This window comes from Caulobacter sp. GW821-FHT10A10 (assembly GCF_059415745.1).
Map to the genome: position 1 here is coordinate 484,872 of NZ_JBWKNV010000004.1, position 26,610 is coordinate 511,481.

Below are 26,610 nucleotides of genomic sequence, written 5' to 3' on the forward strand. Positions count from 1 at the left end.
TCGGGATCGCCGCCCCGGCCGCCAGGAAAAGCAGCCGGGGCGCGACAGAACTCCGTGAACGGAGCAATCAGCCTTAGAACTTGGCCCGCAGGCCGAAGCTCACCGTGCGGCCGTACTTGGTGTAGCCGCCGAACCAGCCGCCCTTCACGAACTGCCACTGGGCCGCGTCGGTCAGGTTCTGGCCTTCGATGGCGGCCGTGATCTGCGGGGTGATCTTGTAGCTGACGCTGGCGTCGAGCGAGCCGAAGGCCGCGTCGTTGAGGGCCGACAGGCCCGCCCCGCCGACGTCCTGCAACACGTCGTCCACCCAGCTGTAGCTGGCCCGGGCCGCGATGCGGTCCTTCTCGTAGAAGCCGGTCAGGTTGAAGCTGTTCTTGGCGACGTTGACCATCTGGTCCTTCAGCGTCGCCGAGTAGGTCGCCTCGGTGTCGGTGTAAGTGTAGTTGGCCAGGAAGCCGAGGCCGTCGAACGGCGCGGGCAGGTTCTTGAACAGGTGCTGGTAGGCCAGCTCCACGCCCTTGATGGTGGCCTCGCCGCCGTTGGTCGGCGAGGTCAGCTGGTAGGTCTGGCCGTCGACCACGATGTTGGTCTTCTGGCTGTAAACGAAGGTGGTGATGTCCTTGTAGAAGGCGCCGGCGATCAGGGCGCTGCCGGGGGCGAAGTACCATTCCAGCGTGGCGTCGTACTGCCAGGCCTCGAACGGCTTCAGCTCCGGATTGCCCCCGACGGCCGTCAGCACCGTGCCCGAGGAGTTCAGCGTCAGGCGCGGGGCCAGATCGGCCAGCGACGGACGGGTGATCACCTTGGCCACGGCGACGCGGGCCTGCAGGGTGTCGGTGATGTCGAGGGCGAAGTTGGCCGTCGGCAGCACGTCGGTGTAGCTCTTCTCGTAGCGCACCGGCACGGCGGTCGTGCCGTTGTCGGCGTGGCCGGCCGAGACCTGCTTGGTGTTGGCCACGCGCACGCCGATCTCGCCGCGCAGCGGAAGGTCGGCGACCTTGGTGTCGAGATCGGTCAGGGCGTAACCCGCCAGGATCTCTTCCGACACGAAGTAGGAGTTGCGCTTGTCGGCGCGCGCCGTGCCCAGCTGGCTCTTGTCGGCCAGGGCCCAGAACTTCTCGGGGTTGGGCATGACCCAGGTGCGCGGCAGGTTTCCACCCACCCCGCCGAGGAAGTCGCTGACCGGGAAGGCCTCGAAGTAGCTGGCGTCGAAGTACTTGTTGGCCAGGTTGGTCGTGTAGTTGATGTCGGCGCGATTATAGGTGCGCTCGCGTTCGCGGAACTTCACGCCAAAGGCGATGCGGTTGAACGGCCCCCATTCGACCGGACGCTCGGCGTCGGCCTGCAGGGCCTTCTCCAGGTCCAGCGAGTCGTTGACGCGCCACTCGATGCGGCGGAACGGCAGCAGCGAGGGGTTGGAGAGGTTGGCCGTCGCGAACGACACGCTCGGCAGTTCCTCGTCGTCGGCCTTGGTCATGTTGAAGGTCGTCTGGCCGATCGAGCCCAGCAGGCGCGTGCGGGTGATCGGCTTGGAGGTCTCCGAATAGGCGCGGGCGTAGGCCGCGTCGCCCGAGAAGGTCCATTCGCCGATCCGCTGCTTGCCGTTGACGGCCAGCATCAGGTTGTCGTGCGCCAGGTCGCTGACCTCGCGGCCGATCTGGCTGGTCGAGGTGACCGTACCGCCCACGAGGGCGCCGTCGCGCACCACCGCCGTGCCGGCGACCAGGGTCGAGACCGTCTGGTCGACCGAATAGGTCAGCTCGTCATAGTGGTCGTCGAGGTGGGTGTAGCTGGCGTCGAAGGTGATCTCGGTAGCGTCGGTCGGCCGGTACTGGGCCGAGAACACCAGGCCCTTGCGCTCGCGATCCTCGCGCTCGAGGGTCGGGCGGATGGCGGTCGGATAGAGGCTGATCCCCTGCGCCGCCAGGCTCTTGCCCAGGGTCGTGGAGGTGTCGACATAGCTCCAGCCCACGCCCGTGACGCGGTCCTGGCGCAGGGTGCGCTGGTCGTAGACCAGGGCCAGCAGCGCGCCGAAGCTCTTGTCGTCATTGACCCAGCTGATCAGGCCCGAGGCGCGCGGATCGGTCTTGCCGGCCAGTTCCGGATGGCTGGCCGTCACCGAGGCGGCCATGGTGTTCTTGCCCAGGGTCAGGGGGCGAAAGGTCTTGATGTCGACCACGCCGCCGATCGCGCCCTCGTCCAGCGAGGCCAGCGGGGTCTTGCCCACCTCGACGCCAGCCACCAGCTCGGACGGCAGGGTGTCGAAGCGGAACTGGCGGCCGCTCTGGCCGCTGTCGCGCATGTTCTCGTTCACCGCGGCGCTGCGGCCGTTCAGGGTGACGATCTGGAAGTTGGGACCGAGACCCCGGACGCGGACGAACAGGCCCTCGCCGCGATCGCGGGTGATGGCCACGCCGGGCACCCGTTGCAGGGCCTCGGCGATGTTGTTGGACGGGAACTTGCCGATGTCCTCGGCCGAGATGGCGTCGACGACGTTGGCGGCCTTGCGCTTGTCGGCGAGCGCCCGGGCGAGCGAGCTGGCGAAACCGCCGGTGACGACGATCTCCTCGACCGTGGCGGGCTCCTCGGCGACCGGCTCGGCGGCGGCCGGAGCCGACGCGGCCTCGGCGCGGGCGACCGGAGCCGGGGCGGTCGAGATCTTCTGGGCGGCCGGACGCAGCACCGCCGCGCCGCCGTTGCGCACATAGGTCAGGCCGGTGCCGCGCAACAGTTGGGCCAGACCGCTCTCGGCGTCGACCTCGCCGCGCACGCCGGCGGTGCGCTTGCCCGCCAGCAGGGCCGGGTCGGCCAGCACCTGCAGGCCGGTGGCGCGCGAAAAGGCCGGCAGGGCCGTCGACAGGTCGCCGGCCGGGATGGCCAGGGCCGGCTTGGGCGCCGGCGCGGCCAGCGCCGAGCCGCCCGAAAGCAGAGCCACGGCCGAGGCCGTACCGAGCCAGGTCTTGAAGGTCATCGTCTATCCCCGAGTTCGCGCGGCGTAAGGCCGGCTTCGGCGGGAAAGACGCTGGCGCCCCGCCTGTCAGGACAGTGATTTTTGTGAAGTTTCCGCGACGGGTTCACCGCGAAAGGACCAGACCGCCCCCGCCTTCCCTGACCTTGAAGCCGTGGACCAGCGCCAGATTGCGCACCAGGGCGTCCGGATCGTCCATGCGGAAGCGGCCGGCCACGCGCTGGCGGCCAAGGTCGTCGTCCTCGACCACGATCGGCGTCGGCGACGCCCGGTTCAGCCGCTCGACCAGCCGCGCCAGGGTGACTCCGTCGGTCTCCAGCCAGCCCGAGCGCCAGTCGTCGCCGGCCGGGTCGAAGGCCCTGACCTTGGACAGCCGCCCCTCGGTGGCGAAGGCCCGCTGGCCGACGGTCAGCTCGGCGGTGCGATGGATCAGCCCCTTGGGCGCCAGCCGCACGCGGCCGCGATGCACCGACAGCTCCACCCGTCCCGGGCCGCGCTCGTGGCTGAGCTCCAGGTCGAAGGCCGTGCCCAGCACCCGGGCCGAGCCCTCGGCGGTCTTCACCGTGAACGGCCGCGCCGCGTCGTGGGCGACGTCGAAGAAGGCCTCGCCCTGCGACAGGGCGACCTCGCGGCGTTGCGACCCCATCCGGACCGACAGACGCGTGCCCCCGTCCAGGGTCACCTGGGTGCCGTCGGCCAGGGCGACGGTGCGATGCTGTCCCCTGCCCGTCTCGAAGACTGTCGGCGTCACGGTCATCAATTGCAGCTGCGGCCAGGCGATCACGGCGGCCAGGGCGCAGGCGGCGACGAGGCCGCCGGCCAAGCCCGCGATGGGCCCGGCTCGACGGGCGCGGACGGCGCGGCGCTGCTCGCTGAGCGCCATGGCCTCGGACAGGGCCGCGTCCTGACTGGTGGTCCACAGTTGGTCGAAGGCCTGGGCGTTGGCGGCGTCTGCGGCGCGCCAGGCGACGAAGCCGGCCTCGTCGCGGAAGGCCGGATCCATCCGGCGGGCGGCCCACAGGGCGGCGGTGCGGCGGGCGCGGCTCATCGGCGGCCTCCCGCGCGGCGCTCGGCCTTGGCCACTTCGCGATGCAGCTGCTCCAGCGCCCGCACCACGTGCTTTTCGACGGCGGCCTCGTTCATGGCCAGGGCGGCGGCGATCTCGCGCGTCGTCTGGCCGTGCAGGCGGCGGCGGATGAAAACGTCGCGGCGCAGGGGCGGCATGGCGTCCAGCACCTTGCCGAACACCTCGACCTTCTGGCGATGCATGAGGATCTGCTCCGGCGCGGGGGCTTGGCAGGGAATGTCGTCGTCCAGCGCCTCGACCGGCCGACGCTTGCGGCTGCGGAAGTGGTCGCGAACCAGATTGAGGGCGATGCGATAGCCCAGCGCCGCCCGGTCGGCGACGGTGCGCGCCTTCTCGTAGGTCAGCAGCCGCGCGAAGGTTTCCTGCACCAGGTCGTCGGCCGCCGCCGGGTCGCGCGTGCGCCGGACGATGAAGTGATAGAGCTCGTCACGCTGGGCGCGCAGGCTGGCCAGGTCGGTCATGGCGCGACACGCCGCGCGCGCGAAGGTGCAGGCTCCGGAAGCATGGGCCGGCGCTAGCACGGCTTCATGACAGTTCTTCCGCCTCGCCCTCCGGAATAGGACCAGCAGCGATCGTCCGCACACGGGCGAACGCACCGGGTGCGAATTCACCACGTGTGATGTTTCAAAGCTTTACAAACAATTGCAACTCTGACACGAGTCCAGCGCCACGCCAACCAGAGCGTGGATCGCCCGTTCGAAACCAGCCTCAGGGAGGGATTGGTGCTCGAGTCGTCGGTGTGCCCCAGCGTAGCGTCCCAGAGCGTAGATCTTTCGAGCACGGAGGCCGCGGACCTGCTGGTCACCGGCATCGGCGGCGCGTCGCCCAAGGCGGCTTCGGTGCTCAGCCAGGCCCTCGACATGCCGGTCGAGACGGTGGTCGACGCCCTCTATCGCGCCCCCGCCCGCCTGCTGGCCGGGCTGCCGGCGGCCGACGCCGCGCATCTGGCCGGCGTCATCCGCACCTTGGGCGTCGAGGTGGCCGTGACCCCGGCCGGCCCCGCTCCGGCCCGCGCGCCGGCCGTGGATCTGGCCGGTGAGCTGATCGATCTCGACGCCGCCGACGCCGTCGGCCAGGCTCTGGGACGCTTCCTCGGCATGGAGCCGAACGCCGCCCTCGACCTGCTGCTGACCCCGCCCGGCGTGATCCTGGGCAATGTCACCGAGGCCACGGTCCGCGCCCTGGAAGCCGCCCTGCCCGCCGGCGCCGTGCGCCTGACCGCCAGTCGGCCGGACACCGCCGCCTTCGCCCTGTTCGCCAGCGGCCTGTCGCACCTTCAGGTCGGCATACTGCGCCCGCGCCTGCCGGCCGGGGCCGAGATCGCCGTCGGCGGTTCGGCCACCGTGTTCGACCTGACCCGCGGCGAGGCCGACGGCCTGTGGCGGCGGCTGAAGGCCCCCGAGCAGGTGCGGATCATCGACCAGGCCTTCCTGCGCTTTTCCATCGAACTGGTCGCCGCGCCTGACGGCTCCGCCGAGGCGCTGGAGGCCTTGGCCGGCGTTCCGGTCGAGGACTACGACCTGCTGCGCCAGGCCCTGCCGGTTCCGATCGAGACCGGTCTCGCCTTCGCCGATCTCGAAGACCGGATGGCCGCCTACGAGGCCGCCAACCTGCACGTGCGCGCCGAACTGGAGACCTTCGCCCATCAGGCGCTCGATATCCTGTCGGCGCCGGCCGCCCTGCTCGCGGAGTTCGGCCTGGCCGGCCCCACGCCGCTGGCCACTCCGCCGATGCCCCGCCCCCACGCCCGCCTGCTGCGCCACCGGCTGGAAGCGGCTGGGGCCGAGGTGCTGTTCGCCGAGGCAGTCCGATGACCGCCCGTCCCGACGTCCATCGCCTGCACGCCGGCGTCGCCGAGGCTGGCAAGCTGCTGGCGCTGAAGGGCCGACACGACGAGGCCCTGGCCAAGTATCGCGAGGCCCTGCGCCTGGCCCACGGCGTGCGCGCCCCGCAGATCTTCGCCCGCCACTACCTGCACTGCGTGCTGGAGAGCCTGGAGCGCACGGGCGCCCACGACCAGGCCGCGACCCTGGCCGGCGAAGCCGCCAGCAGCGCCGCCGCCGAACTGGGCGACGGAACGCCCAGCGACTTCCAGCGCCGCGACCGCGCCTTCCTGCTGGAGCGCCAGGGCGTAAACCGCCTGAAGGCCGGCGACATCGCCGCCGCCCGAGACAGCCTGGCCGCCGCCCTGGCCCTGGACGAAGGCCTGGCCCTGGCCCGCGACCTGCTGACCTGGACCGCCCGAGGCCTCGGCGTCACCGCCGCCCGGCTGGCCGAGGCCCAGCGCGCCCACGGCTACTGGACCGTGCGCGCCGACACCGTCGATCGGACACGCGCCTGCGAGTCCCCCGAGACCGCCAAGGGGCCGATGATCAAGGAGCCGATGCATGGCTGACGAGAACCCCATCGAGAAGATGACGCCCGGCCAGATCCTGGCCGACGCCAGCGTCGCCGAGTTCATCAAGGCCATGGGCCTGTCGATCGCCGACGCCCAGAAGGCGCTCGACCTCAACAGCCTGGCGCAGGTCGGCGAGTACGTGGAGCCCCGCCCGGGGCTGGGCGGCAAGAGCCTGCTGCAGCTGGGCCTGTCGCCGCCCTTCTACCACTATCAGCATGCCGACCTGACGGTCTCGATGCAGCTGACCATGAAGGTCGGCGAGGCCAGCGCCTTCGGCATCGGCGGCAAGCTGGACTTCGGCTTCGGCCAGGGCGGCCCGCAATCGCCGGCCAACGCCCGCGAGGCCCAGATCACGCTGAAAAGCCTGCCCGCCAGCGTCACGGTCGACGGCGCCAAGACCGACGCGGCTGGCGCCGACCTGGAGTCCGCCGCCGAGGCCGTGGCCCAGAAGCTGCGCACCCCCGCCGGCAAGTTCGAGCGGGCCTATGTCGAGGCCCAGCACACCAAGGTGCAGTTCAAGCTCGATCCCGACACCGCCAAGAACCCGATCAAGACCGACAGCGGCGTGGCCTTCTACGGGGCCGGCGAGTCCAGCGTCGGCGTGATCCGCATCGTCGAGACGCCCACGGCCGGCGCCAGCGAGGACTTCGTCCTGGCCTCGGGCAAGACCGCCAACGTCAAGAGCCAGGCCAACGAGCTGCTTTACGCCCGCGCCGTGGTGTCGGCGATCAACGCCCTGGGCGGCTTCAAGGCCAAGCTGCAGCGCGACCCGGTCGGCTCCACCCTGCCGGTCGGCGGCGGCACCCTGGGCATCGCCCTCTTCGACAGTGGCAGCTCGGTGCTCAAGCCCGCCGCCACCGAGGAGCTGGGCCTGCTGGCCCGCACGCTTCGGGACAGCGGCTCGGTGGTCGACGTCATCGGCTTCACCGACCGCGTCGCCTCGCAGGACTACAACATCAAGCTGGGCGAGGACCGCGCCAACGCTGTCGCCAACTACCTGAAGAGCAACGGCGTCCCCGCCGCCCAGATCCGCAAGGTCGAGACCAAGGGCGAGGACCGCTGGGTCGGCGCCACCGACGAGGTCTCCAACCAGCAGTTCCGCCGCGCCGAGGTGCTGCTGGCCGACTCCAACGACCTCTTGATCATCGTCGACTCCGCCGGAACCCAGCTGCAGGCCACGCCGACCCCGGACAAGACCGGCGGCAGCGCTAGCGGCAACGGTTTCATCATCGTGCGCCACTTCACGGCCCAGGCCGTCGACGCCACGGCGGTCAAGGTCGGGGCCTCCGACACCTCGGTGGCGATCAGCGGAGCGGCGGTCAATTCCGGCGGCTCGACCTTCGCCGGCGACACGCCCGAGGCCTACGCCTTCAACCTGACCCGCGACGTCAACGCCGGCAGCGCCACCCACGGCGTGCGGGCCACCCGCCAGGGCGGGGTCGTCACCTTCGCCGACGCCAAGGACGTGGTGCTGATCAACCTCGTCACCCTGTCGGCCAACGACATCGCCCTGTCGGCCGCCGACGGCGCCAGCATCACCAAGGCCCTTGCCCCCATCACGGCGGGGCCCACGGCCAGCGGCGACAAGCCGAAGGTCTCGGTCGCCGTCGGCCTGGCCGTCGACTACCGCACCAGCCGGCAGTTCGAGCAGTCGGTGAACGGCAACAGCAGCATCTCGGCCCGCATCGTCGCCGTGCCCGCGCCCGTCGAGTTCCTCGACGAGATCAAGACCTACCTGACGCCAGCCCCGACCCCGACGCCATGAGCGAGACCGCCGCCGTCACCCGGCAGCTGCTCTCCGCGCCGCTGCCGCAGATCATCGAGCGCCTGGGCATCGCCATCGCCGACGCCCAGGCCGCGCTCGACCGCAACAGCATCGCCACGGCCCAGGCCATGGCGACGACCGACATCGAGATCGGCGGCGAGACCCACAACCTGATCTCGCTGGGCTTCACGCCCACCTTCTACAGCTTCACCGAGGCGACGGTGGAGGCCAAGCTCTCGTTCAGCATGACCGAGAGCACCGAATTCGGCGTCTCGGCCGGGGCGAGCGTCGGGGTCAACACCGGCTTCGTCATGGTCGCCGCCTCGGTCAACGTCAGCTACGCGCGCAAGTTCTCGGTCAGCGCCGAGGGCATGAGCTCGATCGCGGCCCGGCTGGTCAGCCTGCCGCCCCCCGAAATCCTCGAAAACCTGCTGCGCAGGATCAGCGAACCCACGCCCGTACCCTAGGAAGGAGACGTCATGCCGTCGATCGGAAGAGAGCTGTTGAACGTCCCCATGGGGGACATGATCCGCCAGATGGCCTTCGCCATCGCGGAGGGCCAGATGAAACTCGACGCCAACAGCATCGAGGTGGCCGAGATGATGGGCGGCCTGCAGGTCGTCACCGACGACGAAGGCAACCAGACCTTCGACGACAGCCGGATCTTCTTCGGCTACGACCTGATGACCGTCCAGCAGGCCGAGGCCTTCATCGCCACCGATGACGCGATCTCCGGCGGCAATATCGACGCCCTGTCCAAGGTCATCGCCAACCAGAAGAAGAACGCCCAGGACAACGGCGAGAGCCTCGACACCACCCTGATCCGGGTGCCGACCCGGCTGTCGATGCTGGAGCTGGGCTTCTCGCCCACCTTCTACCAGTTCGTCGACACGATCATCGAGGTGAAGATCGCCATCAAGTTCACCTACACCCGCGAGACCACCCGCTCGTCGCGCGACACCAACCAGACCAACACCAACAGCAAGAGCTTCTCGTTCAAGCTGTTCCGCGGCAAGTTCGGCTCCAGCAACACCACCCAGGTCTCGACCAGCCAGGTCGACGCCTCCTACTCGGCCAAGTACAGCTACACGGCCGAGGGCTCGAGCCTGCTGCGCACCAAGCTGGTGCCGATCCCGCCCCCGGCCATCCTCGAAGAGCGGATCCGTCGCCAGCTGGACGAGGAGATCGAGCGTCGCAAGCGCCTGCTCGACAAGTCGCTGGCCGAGAACAAGAACTAACCCCCGGACGGAGAACGTCCCATGAGCGTGGGCCAAGAACTGCTCGCCGTCCCCTTTCCGGAGATGGTCCAGCGCCTGGGCGTCGGTATCGCCACCGCCCAGCTGCAACTCGACCTCGTCTCGCTGCGCATCGCCCGGCTGATGGCCGGCTACGACGAGGACGCCGACGAGGAGAAGGATGGCGAAGGCGCCAAGTCGAAGACCTATCTGGTCAAGTTCGGCGACGGCCAGGAATACAGCCTGCTGGAGCTCGGCTTCACACCGACCTTCTACCAGTTCGTCGACACGGTGATCGAGCTGAAGATGTCGATCTCGTTCAAGTCCGAGACCGAGATCAAGCGCAGCAGCAGCAACACCTCGGTCAAGGCCGGGGGGCTTTGGACGCCGTTCGGCGGCGGCGGAGCGGTCAGCGCCAGCAGCGTCAGCGCCAGCTACGCGGCCAAATACCAGTACAGCGCCGAGGGCTCGAGCCTGATGCGCACCAAGCTGGTGCCGATCCCGCCGCCGGCCCTGTTCGAGGAGCGCGTACGCGGCCTGATCGAGCAGCGGCGAGCGGCCGAGCAAGACGGTAACTGATGAGCGACCCGCCCTGGAAGGACGCCCTGCGCCGCGCCAAGGCGCCGTCTCCAGCCGCGCCGACCCGCGCGGCCACGCCCGCTCCTGCGTCGGCGGCCTCTCGCGGCGTCGATCCCTCGACCCTGTCGCCGAACCTGGCGCGGCTGATGGCCGAGCGTCAGGCGCTGGAGTCCAGGATGTCCCAACTGACCGGCCAGGGCGGCCTCGGCGATCCGCGCTACGCCGTCACGCCGCTGGACCGTCGCCGGGCCGAGCTCGACCGCTGGGGCGCGGGGCGCGACGCCGCCCGCGCCGCCGCAGGGCCACGACCGCCCTCGCATCCGCCCGCCCTGCCCCCGGCCCTGCGCGGCACCGCCGCCGACGCCCTGCGCGCGACGCCGGGCGAAGGCGTGCGCGGCACCCCGGGCGAACAGGTGCGACCGACGCCCGGCGGCCTGCCGCCCGACCTGCGCCGGTTCACGCCTTCGGACGTGTTCGAGCGCGCCCCTGCTCCCCCGCGCGAGGCGCCGTGGGAACGTCCCGCCGCGGCCGCTCGCGAAGCCCCCTGGGATCGCCTGGCCGCTCGCCGCGAGGCCGATCCCCTCGCCGAGCCCTCGCGCCGGCTGGCCTCGCTGGGCCAGACCGGCCGCGGCCTGCGCGACGCCGGGAGGGCCCTGACCAGTCCCGATGATCGCCCTCGCCCCACGGCGGCCGCCAGCGACCCGCTCGACCGCCGCCTGGCCAAGGCCCGCGACATGGTCAGCCGGGGCCGCAAAGCCTACGCCGCCGCCGAACGCGCGCTCGACGGCGCCCGCGACGCCATCCCCAAGGACTGGGTCGAAAAGGCCCGCGAGAAGATCCCAGGCCTCGGCCGCGCCGACCCCTACGTCCGCGAGACGGCGCGCAAGCTGTCGGTCGGCGCCGGCACGGTGGGCGAGTATGTCGACTACGCCGAGAAGGCCGACCGCATGCGCGAGATGGCCAGCGACGTGCGCGAGCTGAAGGAGGCCGACGAGGCCCGCGACGACGCCCGCCGCGACCGCGCCCTGGAAAAACTGAAGGCCAAGCGCGCCGAGGGATCCCGCGACAGTTCCGAGGGAGGCGACTGATGACGACCGAAAGCCGCTTCGTCGGCAATTCGATCGAGGAACTTCTGGTGGCCCTGGCCGAGGGCGTCCGCGAGGCGCAGCTGGCCCTCAACGCCGGCCCGCGCGTCGACGCCTCGGGCGCGCCGCTGGGCGGCTACCAGCTGCCGTTCCTCGACTTCTCGATCAAGGTCGACATGCAGACCAAGGCCGACGCCGGCGGCCGGCCCGTGGCCCTGCTGTTCACCGCCCGCGACCAGAGCTCCAGCAACCAGCAGGTCAGCAGCACGATCAGCGGCCGGCTCGTGGCCACCCCGCCCGGCGAGGGCCTGCCGACGCCGCGCATCGCCTTCGTCGTCGGCCAGAACATCGGCGGCAAGGCGACCCTGTCGATCACCGTCACCAACAGCGCCGGCGAGGTGCTGGCCGACCAGCCCGTCGAGCTCAACATCGACGACGAGGCCGGCGCCACCCTGTCGGCCGCGCGCGGTGCCCCGAACTACAAGCGCCAGGCCGGTACGCGCCTCGACCAGGCCCTGCTGCGCACCGACGCCTCGGGCAAGGCCGCCACCGCCCTCTCGATCGCCGCCAAGGAACCGGCCCGCGCCGTCGTCGTGGTCGTCGCCTCGATCGGCGCGTTCAACGCGCGGGCCGTCGTCGGTCTGGAGGAAGTGGGATGAGCACGGCCTTCACCTGGAGCGCCAGGCTGACCGACGCCGACGGCAAGCCGGCCGTCGGGGCGAGCCTGGACGTCCAGCTGTTCGACCTGAAGACCAACGCCTGGGCCGCCGTCTCCAACGCCAAGACCGACGCCGACGGCCTGGCCCGGGGCAGCGGCGCGATCGCCGACGACACCCTGCCCTTCGCCCCGGCCTTCCGGCTGGTCGAGGGGGCGGCGGCGATGTCGGTCAGCCCCGAGTTCGGCCGCGCCGCGCGCGGCGGCGGCCTGACCATCGACTTCGGCCAGGTGCGCCGCCTGGCGGTCGAGGAGAAGGTGGTGGCCCGCACCACGGTCGCGGCCCGGGTGCTGCGCGCCGGCACGGTGATCACCCCGGTGGGCGGCGTCATCGCCACCGACAGCCCCGTCGCCCGCGACGTCGCCGACCGCGACAAGCTGCTGGCCGACAAGGACGCCGAGATCGCCACCCTACGCTCGGCCAAGGTCGATGTCGCCGCCGTCCGCGCCCAGGCGACCGAGGAGACCACCAAGACTTTCACCGCCCGCCTCGTCCAGCGCGACCAGGACCTCGCCGACCGCGACCGCCAGTTGGCCGACCGCTCGCGCGTCGTCACCGAGCAGCAGACCGAGATCACCCGCCTGCGCGGCGTGGTCGCCACCCAGGAGACCGCGGCTCAGGCCGCCGCCGCGGCTGCGGCCCAGGCCACGGCCGCCGCAGCAGCGCGCCCCGCGACGGCCGGACGCCTGGCCGCCGACGCCACGGGGGCGGCCGCCGCCACGGCGCCGCTAAGACTGCGGAGCGTCGCCGTCACCGATCTGGCCACCACCATGGCCACCCAGCTGGACGACGCCCAGGTCAGCCTGAAGCCGCGCGGCTTCTCGCTGGGCGCCATCCAGGTCAACGCCAAGGTTCTGCTGCAGGACGCCGGCGCGGTGCAGCTTATCGACGCCGACACGGCCAAGGACCTCAAGCAGGACGTGCTCAGCGACGTCAAATTCCAGTTCATCCCCGAGAAGCCGGCCGACGCGGCCGACGGCCCTCGCGCGCCCGACGTGCTGCAACTGACCGAAAGCGCGGCCCGGCGGGTGCTGACCTCGGTCGGCCTGGTGCTGGAAGCCAGCGTCGGCCCTCACGCGCTCAATCCGGCCGTCGCCCCCGGCCAGGCCATGGTGCAGTCGCCCACGGCCGGCTCGGTCATCGCCCGTGGGGCGCGGGTGATGGTGATCTTCGCCGCCGCCGACGAACAGGGAGCCTGACATGGCCCAGGACGCCTCCGAACTGCTCAGCGAAAGCTTGGCGACGCCCTTGGGCGAAGTGATCGCCGCCGTCGGGCGGGGCGTGGCCGAGGCCCAGGCGGCCCTCGACCAGGGCTCGCTCAACGCCAGCCTGGCCATCTACGAGGCCGACGGCGACGAGGGGCTCGAGATGCTGCGCTCGATCGGCTACCAGCCCACCTTCTACGTCCTGCCTGAAACCACCTGCGAGGTGCAGGTCTCGATGCGGATCGGCGGCACGGGCGGCGCCGACGGCAGCGCCGGGACGACCGGCCGCAGCGGCGCGATCGGCCAGGCCCGCACCTATGTCACCCCGGTCGATGCGGCCTTCCAGCAGCGCTACGGCTTCCAGGCTAGCGGCGCGGCCAAGCTGACCTTCAAGATCGTGCCCGTCCCCGCCCCCGCCGCCCTCGACGACGCCGCGCCGATGCCCGAGGTGCGCGGCCTGACCGGCGCCGACGCAGTCGCCCTGATGGCCACCCGGGGTCTGGCGGCCGAGTTCGTCGACGCCAAGGGCCAGACGGTCAGCGCCGCCGACGCCGCCAAGCTGACGGTCAAGACCCAGGACGCCCCGCCCCGCGCCCTGGTCCGGACGACGAATGCGGTGATCCTGGGTCTGGGCTGACGCTCTTGATCGCAGCCGGCGCGGCGGCCACCTTCGCGCCATGCTCAAGCTCACGCCTGTTCTGCAAATGAATCCCGGCCCAGCCTATCCCTGGGCGTCGGACTACGCCCAGTACCAATGGGTCGACCTGACGGGCCAGGTCACGGACGCCGACCTGGCCAACGCCGTAGCCGCGCTCGCCTGCTACGGCGACGAGCCAGAGGGCGAAGCACTGGAAGAGGTGCTGCTGTCGATGATGGTCAGGGAAAACCGGGTGGTGGCCGGCGGTCTGCGCGCCGAGCGCGACGGGGTGGTCATCGAACCCGGGTGCTGCTGCGGCCTTGAAAGATGGCGGGAGTGGTTCGGCGTCAAGCCGGGCGGACATTCGCCCTGGCTGGGCCACGATCCCGACGCCTATTTGGAGTGCGCGGCGCAGCAGGCGATCATCCACGCTGACATCGCGCCCGACGCCGAGGCCATCGCGGTCGATTACGCCGAGCTGTCGGCGGCCCGGATCGCCGCCGACGCGGCCTTCACCGACTTCGTCCGCCGGCTTCAGGATTGGCTGGCCCGCCGCGCACCGGGCGCGGCGGGCTTCGCAGACTATTTCGTCGAGCAGTTCGACGTCTCGCCGCCGCTCGACGACTGAACGGCCTCAGGGAACCTCGGCTTCCGTCAGCGGCGGGGCTTCGACGCCCTTGTCCAGCAAGCTCGTGCGCCGGCTGTAGAGCAGGTAGACGACCAGGCCGATGGCGTTCCAGCCGGCGAAGCGCAGCAGGGTGCCGACCGGCAGGCTGACCATGAAGTAGAGGCAGCCGACCACCGCCAGCGGCGCGACGATCCACACCGCCGGGCAGCGGAACAGGCGCGGCAGGTCCGGACGGGTCTTGCGCAGCACCATCACGCAGACGGCGACGCAGATAAAGGCCAGCAGCGTGCCGGCGTTCGACAGCTCGGCGATCTGGTCCAGGGGCAGGAAGCCGCCGACCAGGGCCACGACCACGCCGGTGATCAGGGTCAGGCGCACCGGGGCCTGCTTGGCGCTGAGCTTACCCAGCGCTTTCGGCAGAAGACCGTCGCGGGCCATGACGAAGAACACCCGAGTCTGGCCGTACATCATCACCAGGATGACGCTGGGCAGGGCCAGGATGGCGGCCACGGCGATGGCCACGGCGGCGAACGGATGCTGCAGCGAGCGCAGGATGAAGGCCAGGGGCTCGCCCGACTTGGCGAACTCGGCATAGGGCCAGGCGCCGACCGCGCAGGCGGCCACGACCATGTAGATCACCGTGCAGATCAGCATCGAGCCGATGATGCCGATGGTCAGATCGCGCTTGGGGTTCTTGACCTCCTCGGCCGAGGTCGAGACCGCGTCGAAGCCGAAGAAGGCGAAGAACACGATGGCGGCGGCCGCCATCACGCCGCGCGGATGACCGCCTTCGGTGTGGGACACGAAGCCGTAGGGCATGAAGGGGTGGAAGTTGGCGGCCTTGATCGCGCCGATGGTCAGGACCACGAACACGGCCAGGGCGATGATCTTGATGATCACCAGCACGATGTTGACCGTGGCGCTTTCGCGCGCGCCCTTGGCCAGCAGGGCCGTCACCGCCACGGTAATCAGCACCGCCGGCAGGTTGATGATCCCGCCCGCGTGCGGTCCGGCCAGAAGCTCGGGCGGCAGCATAATGCCGACGCTCTTCAGCAGCCCGACCATGTAGCCCGACCAGCCGACGGCCACGGCCGCGCAGGTGACGGCGTATTCGAGCACCAGGCTCCAGCCGACGATCCAGGCCAGGCCCTCGCCCAGCACCGAATAGGCGTAGGTGTAGGCGCTGCCCGCCGCCGGGATCAGGGTGGCGACCTCGGCATAGGCCAGGGCGGCGAACACGCAGAGCACGCCGCAGGCGGCGAAGGCCAGGATCACCGCCGGCCCGGCGCGCTCGGCGCCGATGCCGGTCAGGGTGTAGATCCCCGTGCCGATGATGGCGCCGATGCCCAGCGCCAGAAGGTGCGGCCAGCTGAGCGTGGGCTTGAGCCTATGGCCCGCGTCCACCGCCACGATCGCGTCGAGCGCCTTGCGGCGCGTCCAGAAGCTCATTCGATCCCCCTTGCAGGAAACTCCGCGCCGCACTCCTCCCGGCGCCGCGGAGACATTGGCCAAATCAGAACTCGGTGCGTCCCCCGATCACCTTCCCAGGGCGAAGGGGTCGTCGATTGACGGCGAAGGCGGCGTGAACCAGGCCGCGCCGTCCTCGGTGACGTGAAAATGATCTTCCAGGCGCACGCCGAAGCGGCCCGGAACGACGATCATCGGTTCGTTCGAGAAGCACATGCCCGGCGCCAGCGGCGTGGAATCGCCGCGCACCAGATAGGGCCCCTCGTGAATCGACAGGCCGATGCCGTGGCCGGTGCGGTGCGGCAGGCCCGGCAGGGCGTAGTCGGGACCCAGGCCATGACTCTCCAGCACCTGGCGGGCGACGGTGTCGATCACCTCGCACGGCAGGCCGGGCTTCACGGCGGCGAAGGCGGCGGCCTGGGCTTCGTGCTCGATCTCCCAGATCCGCCGATGCTCCGCGCTCGGCTCGCCGAACACGTAGGTGCGGGTGATGTCGGCCTGGTAGCCCTCGACCTGGCAGCCGGTGTCGATCAGGACGAGGTCGCCCTCGACCAGTTCCTGGTCGCCGGGCAGGCCGTGCGGATAGGCCGTGGCCTCGCCGAACTGCACCGCGCAGAAGGTCGAGCCGGTCGTGCCGGCCGCACGATGGGCCTCGTCGATGAAGCGCTTGACCTCGCTGGCCTTCACGCCCGGCGCCAGCACCGCGCCGGCGCGGCGATGGACGTCGAGGGTGATGGCCTTGGCGTAGCGCATCAGGGCGAGCTCTGATTCCGACTTCACGCCCCGGCAACCGTCGACCACCGCCGTCGCGTCCTTGACCGACAGCGACGGCGCGACCGTCTTCAGAGACGAATAGAGCAGGAACGGCGCGGCCGGATCGAGCGCCAGGGTGTCGACGCCGGCCTCGGCCAGCGAGCGGGCGACCAGGGCGGCGGGGCTTTCGTGCTCCTGCCACAGGCGGATCTCGACCTCGATCTTCAGGTCGGCCTGCAGCGAGCCCAGCTCGAAGCCCGGGCAGATCATCAGCGGCGCGCCGCTGACCGGGAGCAGCAGGGCGACCAGCCGCTCGGTCGCGCCCCACGGCACGCCGGTGAAATAGCGCAGCGACGCGCCGGCCCCGATCAGCAGGGCGTCGGCGCCCAGCGCGCGGGTCAGCCCCCTCGCCTTCTCCAGCCGGGCCTCGTATTCGGCCGCCGTGATCGCCGGCGGGCGGCCGGCGCGCGGCGAAAGGTCGGCCAGTTCGGCGGCCATGGTCGAAACGCCCACGCCCAAAGTCATGCGGTAGTCCTCGTCTTGCCGCGCCCGGAGGCGAAGCGATCTATGTCGAAAGCGGAGAGATCCGGCGCCTGGCCGGCGATCAGCCTAGCCACGATCTCGCCGGTGGTCGCCGCCAGGGTCAAACCCAGGTGCTGGTGCCCGAAGGCATAATAGAGATTGTCGGCCCGCGCGCTGGCGCCGATGGCCGGCAGATAGTCCGGCAGGGTCGGCCGGGCGCCGGACCACTGGGCGACCTGCCCGTGCAGCTTGATCCCCAACGCGTCGAGATGGCCGCGCAAGCGGTCCCACTTCATCGGGTCGGGCGGCGAGCCCTCGCGGCAGAACTCGACGAAGCTGGCGGCCCGCAGGCGGTCGCCGAAGCGGGTCAGGATCAGCGAGCGGTCCTCGAACACCACCGGCGGCAGGCCGTTCCAGTCGCCCGCCCCGCCTTCCAGGTGATAGCCGCGCTCGGCGATGATCGGGGCGACATGGCCAAGGCTGCGCATCAGCGCGCCCGAACCGACCCCGCCGGTCACCAGAATCTGGCCGGCGGCGATGCGCTCGCCGCCCTCCAGCACGATCTGCGCGAACCGGCCGCTGGGCGCCAGGCGCGAGACGCTGGCCGTCAGCCGTTTGCCGCCCGCCGCCTCGAAGGCTTCGCCGAGCAGTTTCAGAACCTGGCCGGGATCGCTGACCTGGGCCGAGCCCTCGAATCGCGCCCCGCCCGCCAGGGGCGTCGAGACCTGCCGCCCCACGCGCCGCAGGGTCGGCTCGTCCAGAGGCGAGAGTTTCGTCTGGCCGATGTCGGCGCCGCTCCAGGCGGCCATGCCCTTGCGGGCGCTGTCCTGGCTTTCCCAGACCACGACGTGGCCCTGCTCGATGACGAGATCGGGCCGCTCGACCGAGGCCGCCAGACGCTTCCAGGCCGGCAGGGCGTCGGCCAGCAGGCCGCTCAGCGCGACCCGGCCGCGCGCCGCGCCGTCGGGCGTGGAGGCGCGGATATAGCGCGCGGCCCAAGGCATCCAGGCGGTCGCGTCGGCGAGTCGGAAATCCAGCGCGCCGCCCAGGGCGAACAGCCGCCGGGGCGCCGAAGCCAGGGCCGCCGGCGAGGCCAGGGGCTCTACCTGCTCGACCGCGATGTGACCGGCGTTGCCATAGGAAGCCGGGGGCGGATCGCGCCGCGGATCGATCAGCAGCACATCCTCGCCCGCGCGCCGCAGAGCGAGCGCGCAGACCGTGCCTACGATCCCGCCTCCGATAACCGCCGTTCCTGCCGCCTTCATCGTCGGGCTTTACCCTCGCACTCAATATCGTATACGGTAGACAAATCAGCAGGAGGCGCAAGCACTATGAGTTCCATGCGTTGGTCGGGCGTGTTTCCCGCCGCTACCACTCAATTCAAGCCCGATCTCTCGATCGATTACGACGCCAGCCAACAGGTGCTGGATAACCTCGTCCGCGACGGCGTGCACGGCCTCGTCGTGCTGGGCACCTGCGGCGAGAACAACTCGCTGGAAGCCGACGAAAAGCGCACCATGCTCAAGGCCGCCGTCGAGGTGGTGGCCGGCCGCGTGCCGATCATCGTCGGCTGCTCGGAGCTGACCACGCCCCGCGCCGCCGCCTTCGCCAAGGACGCCGAAACCATCGGCGCCAACGCCCTGATGGCGCTGCCGGCCATGGTCTACGTGCCCACCGAAGCCGAGCTGGAAGCCCACTTCCGCACGGTCGCCCGGGCCTCGGGCCTGCCGATCATGCTCTACAACAACCCGCCGGCCTATCGCGCGGCCATCAGCCTGGGCGTCCTGGAACGCCTGGCCGACGAGCCGACCGTCGTGGCGGTCAAGGAAAGCGCGCCCGACACCCGCCGCTTCACCGACCTTGCCCGCGCCTTCGGCGACCGCTTCATCCTGATGGCCGGTCTCGACGACGTCGCGCTGGAAGGCCTGCTGCTGGGCGCCAAGGGTTGGGTCTCGGGCCTGACCAGCGCCTTCCCGCAGGAATCGGTGGCCCTGGTGGCCGCGGTCGACGCCGGCGACCTGGACACCGCCCGCAGCATCTACCGCTGGTTCATGCCGCTGCTGCACCTCGACGCCGAGCACGACCTCGTCCAGTCGATCAAGCTGGCCGAAGAGATCATGGGTCGCGGTTCCGAACGCGTGCGCATGCCCCGCCTGCCCCTGGCCGGCGCCCGCCGCGCCCAGGTCGTCGCCATGGTCGAGGAAGCCGCCGCCACCCGGCCGATGCTTTCCAAGGCCGAGGCGGCCTGATCCGACTGCCCGTCATCCCGGCCGCATCCGCGCGCCGGGATGACAACCCCATTCGAAACCGATTGGATCGGCTCTTCTTGAGTCCCGAGGAAGTCCATGCGTCACACGTTCTTCTGCATCGACGGCCACACCGCCGGTAATCCCGTGCGTCTGGTCGCCGGGGGCGCGCCGCTGCTGCGCGGCGCCAGCATGAGCGAACGCCGCCAGGATTTCCTCGCCCGGTTCGACTGGATCCGCACCGGCCTGATGTTCGAGCCGCGCGGCCACGACATGATGTCGGGCGGCTTCCTCTATCCGCCCACCCTGCCTGACTGCGACGCGGGCATCCTGTTCATCGAGACCAGCGGCTGCCTGCCCATGTGCGGCCACGGCACGATCGGCATGGTCACCTTCGCCCTGGAGAACGGCCTCGTCACCCCGCGCGAACCGGGCAAGCTGCGGCTGGAGGTTCCGGCCGGCGTCATCGACATCGCCTATGAGACCGAGGGCCAGAAGGTCACCTCGGTGAAGATCCGCAACGTCGCCAGCTACCTCGCCGAGACCGGCGTCGAGATCGAGGTTCCCGACTTCGGCCCGCTGACCATCGACGTCTCCTACGGCGGCAACTTCTATGCCATCGTCGAACCGCAAGGCGCCTACAAAGGCGTCGACGCCCTGGGCGCGGCCGAGATCCTGCGCCTGAGCCCGATCATCCGCACCCTGGTGCGCGAGAAGGTCGAGCCGGTGCATCCGCTCGACCCCACCATCCGCGGCGTCAGCCACGTGCTGTGGGCCGACGCCCCGGCCAGCGACGGCGCCGACGGCCGCAACGCGGTGTTCTACGGTGACCGCGCCATCGACCGCAGCCCCTGCGGCACCGGCACCTCGGCGCGCCTGGCCCACCTGCACGCCAAGGGCCGCCTGAAGGTCGGCGACGCCTTCGTGCACGAAAGCTACATCAAGAGCCGCTTCATCGGCCGGGTGGAGGCCGAGACCACCCTGGGCGACCGCCAAGCGATCATTCCCTCGGTTCAGGGCTCGGCGATCGCCACAGGGTTCAACACCATCTGGATCGATCGCGCCGACCCGTTCTGGGCCGGATTCCAGGTCATTTGAAATGACCCAGGTTTAATCCGGGCCGCCTGATAATCTGATATAGGGAGGCCCTCTCGGCGCGGGGGGCGCCGACCCAGGGGTTATAGTTCGCAGCTCATGAGCATCGTCGTCCGCACCCTGTCCGACCAGACGTACGAGATCGTACGTCGCCGTATTCTCACCGGCGCCATGCCGCCGGGCGCGGCCGTGCGGCAGGACACCATCGCCGGCGAGCTCGGCGTCTCCAAGATCCCGCTGCGCGAGGCGCTCAGCCGCCTGGAGCAGGACGGCCTGCTCAACTCCTACCCCAACCGCGGCTACGTGGTGCGGCCGGCCTCCACCGAGGAGGCCAGCGAGGTCTTCGCCCTGCGCCTGAAGCTGGAGCCGGGCGCCACCGCCGAGGCCTCCCGCAAGGCCGGCCCCGAAGACCACGTCCGCGCCGAAGCCGCCCTGACCGCCCTGGAAACCGAACTGGGCAAGCCCGACGGCGACCACGTGGCCTTCAACCACGCCTTCCACATGTCGCTGGTCCGCCCCGGCGGCCATATCACCAGCCAGCTGGTCGAGCGCCTGCAGATCCTGTCGGAGCGCTACGTGCGCATCCACCTGGAGCCCTTCGGACGCGACGAACGCGCCAGCCGCGAGCACCGCCAGATCCTCGAGGCCTGGAAGGCCGGCGACGCCGCCACGGTCGAGGCCCTGGTCGCCGAGCACATCCAAGGCACGCTCGACGACCTGCGCCAGCAGCTGGCGGCTTAAGGCTCTTTTCTCCTCAAAAACGCCGTCATCCCGGAAAGCCCGAAGGGCTTATCCGGGACCCAGGGGCCAAGCGCAGTGCGACGGCTACTGCCCCAGCAGCGAACCTGGACGCGGCGCCTAGTCCCCTGGGTCCTAGCTCTACGCGCTACGCGCTTCGGCCGGGATGACGAACTAGGGGCCGCCCCTAAGCCGCCCGCCGCGTGTAGAGGAACTCGATCACCGCCGCCCGGGCGTGGACGTACGAAGCGTCCTCGGCCACGGCCAGGCGGTCGCGGGGCCGGGCCAGATCCACCGGGCGCACCTCGCCGATCGTCGCGCGCGGGCCGTTGGTCATCATCACGATGCGGTCCGACAGCAGCACCGCCTCGTCGACGTCGTGGGTGACCATCAGCACGGTGTTGTTCAAGGTCGCCTGGATCTCCATGACGCTGTCCTGCAGGTGGGCGCGGGTCAGGGCGTCCAGCGCCCCGAACGGCTCGTCCAGCAGCAGCACCTTGGGCTGCATGGCCAGCGCCCGGGCGATGCCGACCCGCTGCTTCATGCCGCCGGAGATCTCCGAGGGCCGCTTGTCCTTAGCGTGGGTCATCTTGACCAGTTCGAGATTGTGCAGCGTCCAGTCGCGGCGCTCGGCCGCCGACTTCTTGCCGGCGAACACCTTGTCGACCGCCAGCTGCACGTTCTCGCGCACCGACAGCCAGGGCAGCAGCGAGTGGTTCTGGAACACCACCGCCCGCTCCGGCCCCGGGGCGCTGACGGCCTCGCGGTCGAGGATCACCGCCCCGGTGGTGGCCGGCACGAGGCCCGCCACCACGTTCAGCAGGGTGGACTTGCCGCAGCCCGAGTGGCCGATGATCGAGACGAACTCGCCCTTGTCGACCTGCAGCTCGACGCCGCGCAGCACTTCGGAAGCGCCCGCGCCGTGCCCGAAGGTGACGCCCAGGTTCTCGATGGAGAGATAGGCCTTGCCCATGATCTTTCCCCTTCTCAGCTCGCCGCGTTGCCGCGGGAGACGATGCGGCCCGCGAGGGCGACGATGCGGTCCAGGGCGAAGCCGGTCAGGCCCACCCACGCCAGGGCCACGACGATGTCGGAGATGCGCGAGGCGTTGTACTGGTCCCAGATGAAGAAGCCGACGCCGACGCCGCCCAGCAGCATTTCCGAGGCGACGATGGCCAGCCAGCTCATGCCCACCCCGATGCGCAGGCCCGTGAAGATGTAGGGCGTGGTCGCCGGCAGCAGGATCTTGAAGAAATATTCGATCGGCGACAGCCGCAGCACCCGGGCGACGTTGCGATAGTCCTCGGGGATGTTTCGCACGCCCACGGCGGTGTTGATGATGATCGGCCAGATCGAGGTGATGAAAATCACGAACAGGGCCGACGGATTGGCCTCGTGGAAGGCCGCCAGCGAGATCGGCAGCCAGGCCAGGGGTGGCACCGTCCGCAGCACCTGGAAGATCGGGTCCAGGCCACGATGCGCCCAGCGGTTTGCGCCGATCAGCACGCCCAGGCCGACGCCGACCACCGCCGAGATCGAGAAGCCGAAGGCCACCCGCTTGAGGCTGGTCAGCACGTGCCAGAACAGGCCCTTGTCCACCCCGCCCCGGTCGTAGAACGGATCGACGATCAGCTCCTTCGACTCCAGCCAGATGCGCGAGGGCGACGGCAGGCCGTCATAGGAGTCGCCGCACACGCCCTGCCACACGGCCAGTATGACCAGCACGGTCAGGGCCGGCGGCAGGACGGCGGCCGCGACCGTCCCTGCCCGCCGCGCGATGCCGGCCGCCCCTGGGACTCTTGGGGCGGCCGGCGCGGCCTCCGCCGCCGACGCCGTTGCCGGCGGCGGGGCCGTCACCGGGGCCGCGACAGGCGCGGCCTCGGCGAAGTCGGGCTTGGGATAGGTCATGAGCTTTCCTCCCCTCTGGCCTTTCTCAGGCGAGCTTCTTGATGGGTTGGCTGGCCAGGTACGCGCCCGGATTGGCCGGATCGAACACCTTGCCGTCGAAGAACTTCTCGGGTCCGCGGCTGTCGCCCGCGGGGCCGGTCTGGCCGATGCTCTTGGCCGCCGCGCGCCAGATGTCCGAGCGGTTGACCTTGTTGACCAGGGCCTGCTTGTTCGTGCTCTGCGGTATCACGCCCCAGCGGATGTTCTCGGTCACGAACCACAGGTCGTGCGACTTGAACGGGAAGCTGGCGTTGTCGGCCCAGAACTTCATGACGTGCGGCGAACCGGTGACCTTGCGGCCGTCGCCGTAGTCGATGACGCCCTGCTGGCGGGGCAGGATGTCGCCCATCGGCACGTTGATGTACTGCCGGCCCGAGACGATCGAGCACATGGCCGCCTTGTTGGCCTGCTTGTCGCACCACATCTGGGCTTCCAGCACGGCGGCGGTCAGGGCCTGGGCGGCGCGTGGATACTTGTCCACCCAGTCGGCCCGCATGCTCAGCGCCTTCTCCGGATGGTTCATCCAGATCTCGCTGGTGGTCGTGGCGGTGTAGCCGATCTTCTGGTTGACGGTCTGGCCGTTCCACGGCTCGCCCACGCAGAAGGCGTCCTGGGTGCCGGCCTTGAGGTTGGCCACCATCTGCGGCGGCGGGATGACGATGGTCGAGACGTCGATGTCCGGATTGATGCCGGCCGCCGCCAGCCAGTAGCGGACCCACAGGTCGTGGGTGCCGCCCCGGAAGGTCATGGCGACCTTGGCGATGTTCCCCGCCGCCTTCAGCTGGGCGAACTTGGCCTTGGCGCCACCGGCCTGCAGGCCGACCTTCACGGCCTTCAGGTCGTTGCCGACCGAGATCGCCTGGCCGTTGGTGTTGAGCCGGGCCAGCACGTACATCGGCAGCGGCTTGCCGCCGGTCTGGACGCCCAGGCTGAACTGCAGCGGCATGGGCGACAGGATGTGCGCCCCGTCGATGCCGCCGCCGCCCGAGCCCAGAACCAGGTTGTCGCGGGTGGCGGCCCACGAGGCCTGCTTGACCACCTCGATGTCGGGCAGGCCGTGCTTGGCGAAGAAGCCACGCTCCTTGGCGATGATCAGCGGCGAGCTGTCGGTCAGGGCGATGAAGCCCAGGCGCGCCTTGGCGGTTTCCGGACCCGCGCCGGCGGCGTGGGCCCCGGCCGGGAAGGCGGCCTTGACGGCGGCCATGGTGGCGGCGGCCCCGATCAGGGCGGTGCGGCGCGAAACACCCTGAAGGGCGGTCTTGTCGGTCTTGGTCATGATCGAGATCCGTCTCAGAGCTTGTATTCGAGGGTGAACCAGGCCTTGGTCCGCGAGGCTGGCGGGGCCAGGGTCCCGGCCGGCACGGTCGTTTCGCGCTGGAAGTCGGCGTACTTCAGCTGCACCGAGAGCTTGGGCGTGATCGCCGCGGTGACCTGCACGTTCCATTCGCTGCCGAGGTCGGCGCCGGTGCGCTGGTCATTGAAGTCGTGGTAGCGGACCACGACGTCGCTGTTGAAGAAGTAAGTCCGCTTGAAGCGCGGCTTGACGTTGAGGCTGAGGTTCAGATCCTCCAGCCCGTCGGCGAAGCCCTTGTTGCCGCCCCCGGTGACGAAGGCGTCCGACCAGCCGTTGAAGGCGTGGGCGGTGGCCAGCGGCGTCGTGAAGCCCCGCGTTCCGTTCCCTTCCAGCGACTCGTAGGAGAGCTTGAGGGTGTAGATGTCGAACGTGCCGGCCACGTCGCCGCCGACATAGTCGAGGTCATAGGCGGCGGTATTGCCGTGATAGTCGCTCTGGCGGGCGAAGGTGGCGTTGTAGGCCAGCTGATACAGCCCGACCCAGGTCTTGCCCGAGGCCTTGGCGCCCTTGGTGATCGACGAGTTGACCGCCGAATTGCCGAAGTCCAGCGCGTAGACGAAGCCTTGCAGGCGCAGCGCCTCGGCCGGCGACCAGGTCACGTTCAGCAGGTGGCTGTCGCTGTCCCAGTCGCGCAGTTCGCCCAGCACCCGATTGACGTGGTTGATGTAGGCGTAGGTCCCCTTCACCCGGCCAAGCGCGAAGTCGGCGCGCACGCCGTCGAAGGTCTGCTCGTCCTGACGCCAGGCGACCGCGCCGACGAAGCGCTGGTCGTCGATCAGGATGCGCTGGCGGCCGGCGGTCACCTGCAAGGCGGCGCTGGGCGTCCAGGTCACCTGGGCGCGGTTCAGCTCGGTCACATCCGGATCGTTGATTATCGGATAGCGGGCCTTGTCGGCGCCGTTCAGCGGGGCGGTCGTCGCGCCCGGCACGTTGACGGCGTAGTGCTCCTCGCCGATCTGGCGGACGTCCTCGAACTCGATCAGGCCCTTGAGGCCGTGGAACTCGGCGGTCTCCCAGCCCAGACGCGTGCGGACGGTGAAGGCCGAGGCCTTGTCGGCCAGGTTGGCCTGGTCGACGCTCTCGTAGCGGGCGCGGACCTCAAGGATCACCTTGCCGGCCGCGACCTGGTCGCTGAACGTCGGCGGCGGCGCGGGCGGAGGCGGCGGTTCGGCCGGCTCTGGCGCGGGTTCGGCAACCGTTTCCGGTGCGGCTTCCGTGGCCGCCGGCTGCTCCGGAGCGGCGGTCGTTTGGGCGCAGGTTCCCGTCGCCCACAGCAGCGCTGCGAGCCCGGCGCCGAGCGTGAGCCCGGCCCTCTTCGTGTTCATGCCTCTTCCCCTCAGGCCAAAAAAAAACGCCCGGCGAGGGCGTGAGCCCCCTCCGGACGTCGTTGTCCAAAACAGTCGCCGACCCCGTCGTCGGCGTAGATCCTTCAAGGACCCTCGCAGGACGTCGTTGCCCCGCGTGTCGTCATCAGGGACGCACCCCGTCGGGACGCCGACAATCTGAAAACCGGCGTTATCGACCATTTCGCGGGTGCGGCGCCCGTTTCTGCGCAGCAGCACGGCGCCCAAAGCTTGGGCGGCGCCTGGAAACCAGGCGCCACCCTCCCCTCACGGACGATGACCGGTGGGGACTCGCCTTCACCAATCCCTGGCGACGCAAGGCTTTGAAGGCATCTGGTTACCGGAAGGGAGGCGTGGGGTCGGACTGATGCTGGCGCGTTTCCGACCCAATTCGCCCGTTCCTTCCCTCGTCATCCCGGGCGGAGGGGCGCGCAGCGGACCGCAGACCCGGCGACTGTGTTGGGTCAAGCGGGCCTTTGCCAGGGTTGTCCGGATTTGAGCATGCCGTTGGCGGCGACGACGATCTTCCTGGCGATGGCGACGAGGGCGACTTTCGCGGGTTTGCCGGCGGCGCGGAGGGCCTGGTACTCGCGCTTGAAGCCCTTGTCGGAGCGGGCGGCGCTGACGGCGGCCATGTAGAGGGCGGCGCGCACACAGGGTCGGCCGCCGCCGATATGAGCGGGGCCGGTCCGGGTTCCGCTCTGGTTGGGGTGAGGCGCCAGGCCCGCCAAGCTGCCGACGGCCTTGCGGTCGAGGCTTCCCAGCTCTGGCAGGTCGGCCAGCAGGGTCATGCTGACAGCCGGGCCGACGCCGGGAATGGTCTGCAGCAGGGCCTGACGGGC

At 70.3% G+C, this 26,610-nt stretch carries 25 protein-coding genes; 14 read left to right on the forward strand and 11 right to left on the reverse strand.

All coding sequences use genetic code 11. The annotated features are described in order from the left end of the window. Positions 1 to 73: 73 nt before the first annotated feature. From AC07NS_RS14190 to AC07NS_RS14200, 3 genes are all read right to left on the reverse strand, one after another. The gene (locus AC07NS_RS14190; RefSeq protein WP_494604190.1) at positions 74 to 2,971 is read right to left on the reverse strand and encodes a TonB-dependent receptor; all 2,898 of its coding nucleotides are present in this window, start codon (positions 2,969 to 2,971) and stop codon (positions 74 to 76) included. 103 nt (positions 2,972 to 3,074) lie between these two features. After that, entirely contained in the window at positions 3,075 to 4,016 is a 942-nt protein-coding gene (locus tag AC07NS_RS14195) for a FecR family protein (protein WP_494604191.1), read from the reverse strand. Beyond that, positions 4,013 to 4,516 (reverse strand): RNA polymerase sigma factor, encoded by a 504-nt coding sequence (locus AC07NS_RS14200; RefSeq protein ID WP_110119698.1) that lies wholly within the window; start codon positions 4,514 to 4,516, stop codon positions 4,013 to 4,015. The genes AC07NS_RS14195 and AC07NS_RS14200 overlap by 4 nt, the downstream gene beginning before the upstream one ends. A gap of 261 nt (positions 4,517 to 4,777) precedes the next feature. Here AC07NS_RS14200 and AC07NS_RS14205 point away from each other — a divergent pair, with 261 nt between their 5' ends. Genes AC07NS_RS14205 through AC07NS_RS14255 form a run of 11 tightly spaced genes read left to right on the forward strand, consistent with a single transcriptional unit; the run spans position 4,778 to position 14,303 of the window. Then, on the forward strand, positions 4,778 to 5,869 hold the full coding sequence (locus AC07NS_RS14205) for a hypothetical protein (protein WP_494604193.1): 1,092 nt from the start codon (positions 4,778 to 4,780) through the stop codon (positions 5,867 to 5,869). Continuing rightward, positions 5,866 to 6,450, forward strand: a complete 585-nt coding sequence (locus tag AC07NS_RS14210; RefSeq protein ID WP_494604195.1) for a hypothetical protein — start codon at positions 5,866 to 5,868, stop codon at positions 6,448 to 6,450. The genes AC07NS_RS14205 and AC07NS_RS14210 overlap by 4 nt, the downstream gene beginning before the upstream one ends. Continuing rightward, the gene (locus AC07NS_RS14215; protein WP_494604197.1) at positions 6,443 to 8,218 is read left to right on the forward strand and encodes an OmpA family protein; all 1,776 of its coding nucleotides are present in this window, start codon (positions 6,443 to 6,445) and stop codon (positions 8,216 to 8,218) included. The genes AC07NS_RS14210 and AC07NS_RS14215 overlap by 8 nt, the downstream gene beginning before the upstream one ends. Then, positions 8,215 to 8,685 (forward strand): hypothetical protein, encoded by a 471-nt coding sequence (locus AC07NS_RS14220; protein WP_494604199.1) that lies wholly within the window; start codon positions 8,215 to 8,217, stop codon positions 8,683 to 8,685. The genes AC07NS_RS14215 and AC07NS_RS14220 overlap by 4 nt, the downstream gene beginning before the upstream one ends. A 36-nt stretch (positions 8,686 to 8,721) precedes the next feature. Next, positions 8,722 to 9,456 (forward strand): hypothetical protein, encoded by a 735-nt coding sequence (locus AC07NS_RS14225; protein ID WP_199232641.1) that lies wholly within the window; start codon positions 8,722 to 8,724, stop codon positions 9,454 to 9,456. 21 nt (positions 9,457 to 9,477) lie between these two features. Further along, the gene (locus tag AC07NS_RS14230; protein ID WP_494604201.1) at positions 9,478 to 10,032 is read left to right on the forward strand and encodes a hypothetical protein; all 555 of its coding nucleotides are present in this window, start codon (positions 9,478 to 9,480) and stop codon (positions 10,030 to 10,032) included. Continuing rightward, positions 10,032 to 11,120 carry a hypothetical protein gene (locus AC07NS_RS14235; protein ID WP_494604203.1) on the forward strand — a complete coding sequence of 363 codons (1,089 nt, stop codon included), beginning with the start codon at positions 10,032 to 10,034 and terminating at the stop codon, positions 11,118 to 11,120. Before AC07NS_RS14230 ends, AC07NS_RS14235 begins: the two co-directional genes overlap by 1 nt. Next, positions 11,120 to 11,776, forward strand: coding sequence for a hypothetical protein (locus AC07NS_RS14240; RefSeq protein WP_494604205.1), 657 nt, complete (start codon positions 11,120 to 11,122; stop codon positions 11,774 to 11,776). The genes AC07NS_RS14235 and AC07NS_RS14240 overlap by 1 nt, the downstream gene beginning before the upstream one ends. Then, on the forward strand, positions 11,773 to 13,032 hold the full coding sequence (locus AC07NS_RS14245; protein WP_494604207.1) for a PASTA domain-containing protein: 1,260 nt from the start codon (positions 11,773 to 11,775) through the stop codon (positions 13,030 to 13,032). The genes AC07NS_RS14240 and AC07NS_RS14245 overlap by 4 nt, the downstream gene beginning before the upstream one ends. Before the next feature lies 1 nt (position 13,033). Continuing rightward, a complete protein-coding gene (locus AC07NS_RS14250) occupies positions 13,034 to 13,675 on the forward strand; it encodes a hypothetical protein (RefSeq protein WP_494604209.1) in 642 nt (213 codons plus the stop codon). Between the two features lie 40 nt (positions 13,676 to 13,715). After that, positions 13,716 to 14,303, forward strand: coding sequence for a hypothetical protein (locus AC07NS_RS14255; protein ID WP_494604211.1), 588 nt, complete (start codon positions 13,716 to 13,718; stop codon positions 14,301 to 14,303). 6 nt (positions 14,304 to 14,309) lie between these two features. Here AC07NS_RS14255 and AC07NS_RS14260 read toward each other — a convergent pair whose 3' ends face one another. The 3 genes from AC07NS_RS14260 to AC07NS_RS14270 form a co-directional block, all read right to left on the reverse strand. Next, complete coding sequence (locus AC07NS_RS14260; protein WP_494604213.1) at positions 14,310 to 15,752, reverse strand: amino acid permease; 1,443 nt, start codon at positions 15,750 to 15,752, stop codon at positions 14,310 to 14,312. 87 nt (positions 15,753 to 15,839) lie between these two features. Continuing rightward, complete coding sequence (locus tag AC07NS_RS14265; RefSeq protein ID WP_494604214.1) at positions 15,840 to 17,048, reverse strand: M24 family metallopeptidase; 1,209 nt, start codon at positions 17,046 to 17,048, stop codon at positions 15,840 to 15,842. Continuing rightward, positions 17,045 to 18,310 carry an NAD(P)/FAD-dependent oxidoreductase gene (locus tag AC07NS_RS14270; protein ID WP_494604216.1) on the reverse strand — a complete coding sequence of 422 codons (1,266 nt, stop codon included), beginning with the start codon at positions 18,308 to 18,310 and terminating at the stop codon, positions 17,045 to 17,047. The genes AC07NS_RS14265 and AC07NS_RS14270 overlap by 4 nt, the downstream gene beginning before the upstream one ends. 66 nt (positions 18,311 to 18,376) lie before the next feature. Between AC07NS_RS14270 and AC07NS_RS14275 the strand changes: the two genes are divergently transcribed. The 3 genes from AC07NS_RS14275 (at position 18,377) to AC07NS_RS14285 (ending at position 21,127) form a co-directional block, all read left to right on the forward strand. After that, positions 18,377 to 19,294: a dihydrodipicolinate synthase family protein gene (locus AC07NS_RS14275; protein WP_494604218.1), complete on the forward strand. Its 918-nt coding sequence runs from the start codon at positions 18,377 to 18,379 to the stop codon at positions 19,292 to 19,294. 96 nt (positions 19,295 to 19,390) lie between these two features. Then, positions 19,391 to 20,389 carry a 4-hydroxyproline epimerase gene (locus AC07NS_RS14280; RefSeq protein ID WP_494604220.1) on the forward strand — a complete coding sequence of 333 codons (999 nt, stop codon included), beginning with the start codon at positions 19,391 to 19,393 and terminating at the stop codon, positions 20,387 to 20,389. Between the two features lie 96 nt (positions 20,390 to 20,485). Further along, positions 20,486 to 21,127 carry a GntR family transcriptional regulator gene (locus tag AC07NS_RS14285; RefSeq protein ID WP_494604222.1) on the forward strand — a complete coding sequence of 214 codons (642 nt, stop codon included), beginning with the start codon at positions 20,486 to 20,488 and terminating at the stop codon, positions 21,125 to 21,127. Between the two features lie 184 nt (positions 21,128 to 21,311). Here the strand turns inward: AC07NS_RS14285 and AC07NS_RS14290 are convergent, their stop codons facing one another. From AC07NS_RS14290 to AC07NS_RS14310, 5 genes are all read right to left on the reverse strand, one after another. Beyond that, positions 21,312 to 22,097, reverse strand: a complete 786-nt coding sequence (locus tag AC07NS_RS14290; RefSeq protein WP_494604223.1) for an ABC transporter ATP-binding protein — start codon at positions 22,095 to 22,097, stop codon at positions 21,312 to 21,314. 14 nt (positions 22,098 to 22,111) lie between these two features. After that, positions 22,112 to 23,032: a nitrate ABC transporter permease gene (gene ntrB / locus AC07NS_RS14295; protein WP_494604225.1), complete on the reverse strand. Its 921-nt coding sequence runs from the start codon at positions 23,030 to 23,032 to the stop codon at positions 22,112 to 22,114. A 25-nt stretch (positions 23,033 to 23,057) separates the two neighbouring features. Further along, the gene (locus AC07NS_RS14300; protein ID WP_494604227.1) at positions 23,058 to 24,347 is read right to left on the reverse strand and encodes a CmpA/NrtA family ABC transporter substrate-binding protein; all 1,290 of its coding nucleotides are present in this window, start codon (positions 24,345 to 24,347) and stop codon (positions 23,058 to 23,060) included. Positions 24,348 to 24,361: 14 nt separating this feature from the next. After that, positions 24,362 to 25,750 (reverse strand): alginate export family protein, encoded by a 1,389-nt coding sequence (locus tag AC07NS_RS14305; protein WP_494604229.1) that lies wholly within the window; start codon positions 25,748 to 25,750, stop codon positions 24,362 to 24,364. Positions 25,751 to 26,232: 482 nt separating this feature from the next. Beyond that, positions 26,233 to 26,610, reverse strand: a 378-nt coding sequence (locus AC07NS_RS14310; RefSeq protein WP_494604230.1) for a transposase, incomplete at its 5' end; no start/stop codon positions are given.

Excerpts from the sequence above, each read along its gene's own strand:
- AC07NS_RS14255 (WP_494604211.1), top strand. The coding sequence starts at position 13,716 with ATGCTCAAGCTCACGCCTGTTCTGCAAATGAATCCCGGCCCAGCCTAT.
- AC07NS_RS14285 (WP_494604222.1), top strand. The coding sequence starts at position 20,486 with ATGAGCATCGTCGTCCGCACCCTGTCCGACCAGACGTACGAGATCGTA.
- AC07NS_RS14280 (WP_494604220.1), top strand. The coding sequence starts at position 19,391 with ATGCGTCACACGTTCTTCTGCATCGACGGCCACACCGCCGGTAATCCC.
- AC07NS_RS14300 (WP_494604227.1), bottom strand. The coding sequence starts at position 24,347 with ATGACCAAGACCGACAAGACCGCCCTTCAGGGTGTTTCGCGCCGCACC.
- AC07NS_RS14290 (WP_494604223.1), bottom strand. The coding sequence starts at position 22,097 with ATGGGCAAGGCCTATCTCTCCATCGAGAACCTGGGCGTCACCTTCGGG.
- AC07NS_RS14240 (WP_494604205.1), top strand. The coding sequence starts at position 11,120 with ATGACGACCGAAAGCCGCTTCGTCGGCAATTCGATCGAGGAACTTCTG.
- AC07NS_RS14220 (WP_494604199.1), top strand. The coding sequence starts at position 8,215 with ATGAGCGAGACCGCCGCCGTCACCCGGCAGCTGCTCTCCGCGCCGCTG.
- ntrB (WP_494604225.1), bottom strand. The coding sequence starts at position 23,032 with ATGACCTATCCCAAGCCCGACTTCGCCGAGGCCGCGCCTGTCGCGGCC.
- AC07NS_RS14230 (WP_494604201.1), top strand. The coding sequence starts at position 9,478 with ATGAGCGTGGGCCAAGAACTGCTCGCCGTCCCCTTTCCGGAGATGGTC.
- AC07NS_RS14210 (WP_494604195.1), top strand. The coding sequence starts at position 5,866 with ATGACCGCCCGTCCCGACGTCCATCGCCTGCACGCCGGCGTCGCCGAG.
- AC07NS_RS14245 (WP_494604207.1), top strand. The coding sequence starts at position 11,773 with ATGAGCACGGCCTTCACCTGGAGCGCCAGGCTGACCGACGCCGACGGC.
- AC07NS_RS14195 (WP_494604191.1), bottom strand. The coding sequence starts at position 4,016 with ATGAGCCGCGCCCGCCGCACCGCCGCCCTGTGGGCCGCCCGCCGGATG.
- AC07NS_RS14235 (WP_494604203.1), top strand. The coding sequence starts at position 10,032 with ATGAGCGACCCGCCCTGGAAGGACGCCCTGCGCCGCGCCAAGGCGCCG.
- AC07NS_RS14275 (WP_494604218.1), top strand. The coding sequence starts at position 18,377 with ATGAGTTCCATGCGTTGGTCGGGCGTGTTTCCCGCCGCTACCACTCAA.
- AC07NS_RS14270 (WP_494604216.1), bottom strand. The coding sequence starts at position 18,310 with ATGAAGGCGGCAGGAACGGCGGTTATCGGAGGCGGGATCGTAGGCACG.
- AC07NS_RS14260 (WP_494604213.1), bottom strand. The coding sequence starts at position 15,752 with ATGAGCTTCTGGACGCGCCGCAAGGCGCTCGACGCGATCGTGGCGGTG.
- AC07NS_RS14215 (WP_494604197.1), top strand. The coding sequence starts at position 6,443 with ATGGCTGACGAGAACCCCATCGAGAAGATGACGCCCGGCCAGATCCTG.
- AC07NS_RS14265 (WP_494604214.1), bottom strand. The coding sequence starts at position 17,048 with ATGACTTTGGGCGTGGGCGTTTCGACCATGGCCGCCGAACTGGCCGAC.
- AC07NS_RS14200 (WP_110119698.1), bottom strand. The coding sequence starts at position 4,516 with ATGACCGACCTGGCCAGCCTGCGCGCCCAGCGTGACGAGCTCTATCAC.
- AC07NS_RS14250 (WP_494604209.1), top strand. The coding sequence starts at position 13,034 with ATGGCCCAGGACGCCTCCGAACTGCTCAGCGAAAGCTTGGCGACGCCC.
- AC07NS_RS14305 (WP_494604229.1), bottom strand. The coding sequence starts at position 25,750 with ATGAACACGAAGAGGGCCGGGCTCACGCTCGGCGCCGGGCTCGCAGCG.
- AC07NS_RS14190 (WP_494604190.1), bottom strand. The coding sequence starts at position 2,971 with ATGACCTTCAAGACCTGGCTCGGTACGGCCTCGGCCGTGGCTCTGCTT.